This window comes from Xenophilus sp. (genome assembly GCF_044462705.1).
In the GTDB taxonomy this organism is placed as follows: domain Bacteria; phylum Pseudomonadota; class Gammaproteobacteria; order Burkholderiales; family Burkholderiaceae_C; genus Xenophilus; species Xenophilus azovorans.
The window spans coordinates 1-2,549 of sequence record NZ_JBIQNC010000348.1; the positions used below are offsets into that span (position 1 = coordinate 1).

Sequence of the window (2,549 nt, forward strand, 5' to 3'; positions counted from 1 at the left end):
CGACGTGTTCAGCGACCTGGGCAACGGCGTCGTCAAGAGCATCGTGTTCGGCATCGCCGTGACCTTCGTGGCGCTGCTGGAGGGCTTCGCCGCGCGGGCCACGCCCGAAGGCGTCGCGCGCGCGACCACCCGCACCGTGGTCGTGGCTTCGCTGGCGGTGCTGGGCCTGGATTTCCTGCTGACGGCCATGATGTTCAGTTCATGATGAGACACCCCCGGTCTTCGCGGACTTCGTTCCGCTTCGCCAACCCCCGGTTCCGTGGGTGTCCCCGCATGGCCTGCTCCGCGGCCTCCGGTTCGGCGGCGCTGCATTCACTGCAGGCGATGCGCAGCGCAGGGGAAAGCTGAAAGGGATTGAAATGCAACGATCGAAGAATGACGTGTGGGTGGGCCTGTTCGTGCTGTTCGGCGCCGCGGCGCTGCTGTTCCTGGCGCTGCAGTCGGCCAACCTGCTGAACCTCAGCTTCCAGAAGACCTACCAGGTGACGGCCCGCTTCGACAACATCGGCGGCCTGAAGCCCCAGACCGCCGTGCGCAGTTCCGGCGTGCTGGTCGGCCGTGTGGAATCCATCACCTTCAACGACAAGACTTTCCAGGCCGACGTCCTGATGTCGTTACAGAGTCGTTACAGTTTCCCGAAGGACAGTTCGTTCAAGATCCTGACCAGCGGCCTGCTGGGCGACCAGTACATCGGGATTGAGGCGGGCGCCGGCGAGCAGAACCTCCAGGCGGGCGACGTCGTGACCGACACGCAGTCCGCCGTGGTTTTGGAGAACCTCATCAGCCAGTTCCTCTACAGCAAGGCGGCGGAAGGCAGCAGCACCCCAGGGACGGGAAACAAGAAATGACGATGAAAGCACGCAGAACGCAGACGGCATGGCGCGCAGGCGCGGCCGTGGCGCTGGGCCTCGCGGCCGGCCTGGCGTTCGCCCAGGCCGAGGCGCCCGGCGAGGCGCCGCCGCGCAACCGCGACCCCCTCGAGTCCTTCAACCGCGGGGTCTACCGCTTCAACGACGGCGTCGACCGGGCCGTCCTGCGTCCGGTGGCCACGGCCTACCAGGACGTGGTGCCGCAGTTCGCGCGCACCGGCGTGACCAACTTCTTCAACAACCTGGGCGACGTCTGGAACCTGGCCAACAACGTGCTGCAGTTCAAGCTGCAGGGCAGCGCCGAGACCTTCATGCGCCTGAACGTCAATACCGTCTTCGGCCTGGGCGGGCTGCTGGACATCGCCTCCGAGGCCGGCATCGAGCGCCACAACGAGGACTTCGGCCAGACGCTGGGCCACTGGGGCGTGCCTTCCGGCCCCTTCCTGATGCTGCCGCTGCTGGGGCCGTCGACGGTGCGCGACACCGCGGCCCTGCCGGTGGACTTCCAGGGCGATGCCCTGGGGCACGTGCACGACATCCCGGCCCGCAACTCGCTGAGCGCGCTGCGGGTGGTGGAGCGCCGGGCCGGCCTGCTGCGCGCCACGCGGCTGCTGGACGACGCCGCGCTCGATCCCTATGCCTTCATGCGCGACGCCTACCTGCAGCGGCGACTCAGCGAGGTGCACGACGGCCGGATACCGGACGACGAGGAATAGGACGCCCGCGGCTGCACCTCGTTGCATCCCCGGCCGGCGGCGGCGGAACCCCCGCCGATGCATCGGATCACAGGCACGGTGCGAGCACGCCACGAGAAAGAACGCCACAAGGAAGGACCACAGGATGATGAAAAACGCTCTGCTTCGCCGCGACCTGGGCCGGTGGGCCGCCGCTGCCGCCCTGGCGCTCGGCGCCTCCACGGGGCTGGTGCGGCCGGCGCTGGCGGCCGACGAGGCGCCCGACGCGCTGGTCAAGCGCCTGTCCACCGAGGTGCTGGACACCATCAAGGCCGACGCCACCATCAAGGCGGGCGACGTCGGCAGGATCATGCAGCTGGTCGACTCCAAGATCATGCCGAACGTGAACTTCCAGCGCATGACGGCCGCCACCGTCGGCCCGGCCTGGCGCCAGGCCACGCCCGAGCAGAAGCAGCGCCTGCAGGACGAGTTCAAGCAGCTGCTGGTGCGTACCTACGCCGGCGCGCTCGATCAGGTGAGCGACCAGACGGTGGTGATCAAGCCCTTCCGCGGCTCGCCCACCGACCAGGAGGTGCTGGTGCGCACCGAGGTGCGCGGCCGCGGCGAGCCGGTGCAACTCGACTACCGGCTGGAGAAGACGCCCGGCCAGGGCTACGGCTGGAAGGTCTACAACCTGAACGTGATGGGCGTGTGGCTGGTCGACACCTACCGCACGCAGTTCGCGCAGGAGATCAACAGCAAGGGCATCGACGGCCTGATCGCCACCCTGGCGGAGCGCAACAAGTCGGGCGCCAAGTCCTGATCCCGACATGGCCGAGACCGACGCCCTGATGCTGGTGCTGCCCGTGCGTCTGACGCAGGAGGAGGCGCCTGCCTGCATGCGCATGCTGCAGCAGGGCCTGGCGGGCCAGAACAGCACGTCGGCCGTCGTGGATGCGAGCGCGCTGGCGCAGTTCGACTCCTCGGCGCTGGCGGTGCTGCTCGA

General features: G+C 68.4%; 5 protein-coding genes. All 5 read left to right on the top strand.

The window, feature by feature from the left end:
* On the top strand, nt 1-205 hold a 205-nt coding region (locus ACIY1X_RS25950; RefSeq protein WP_399686435.1), incomplete at its 5' end, for an ABC transporter permease.
* A gap of 154 nt (nt 206-359) precedes the next feature.
* Nucleotides 360-848, top strand: coding sequence for an outer membrane lipid asymmetry maintenance protein MlaD (gene mlaD, locus ACIY1X_RS25955; protein ID WP_399686438.1), 489 nt, complete (start codon nt 360-362; stop codon nt 846-848).
* 2 nt (nt 849-850) lie between these two features.
* Complete coding sequence (locus ACIY1X_RS25960; protein ID WP_399686437.1) at nt 851-1,585, top strand: VacJ family lipoprotein; 735 nt, start codon at nt 851-853, stop codon at nt 1,583-1,585.
* A gap of 127 nt (nt 1,586-1,712) precedes the next feature.
* Nucleotides 1,713-2,366 (top strand): phospholipid-binding protein MlaC, encoded by a 654-nt coding sequence (locus ACIY1X_RS25965; RefSeq protein WP_399686441.1) that lies wholly within the window; start codon nt 1,713-1,715, stop codon nt 2,364-2,366.
* A gap of 28 nt (nt 2,367-2,394) precedes the next feature.
* The coding region (locus ACIY1X_RS25970; protein WP_399686443.1) for an STAS domain-containing protein at nt 2,395-2,549 on the top strand (155 nt) is incomplete at its 3' end.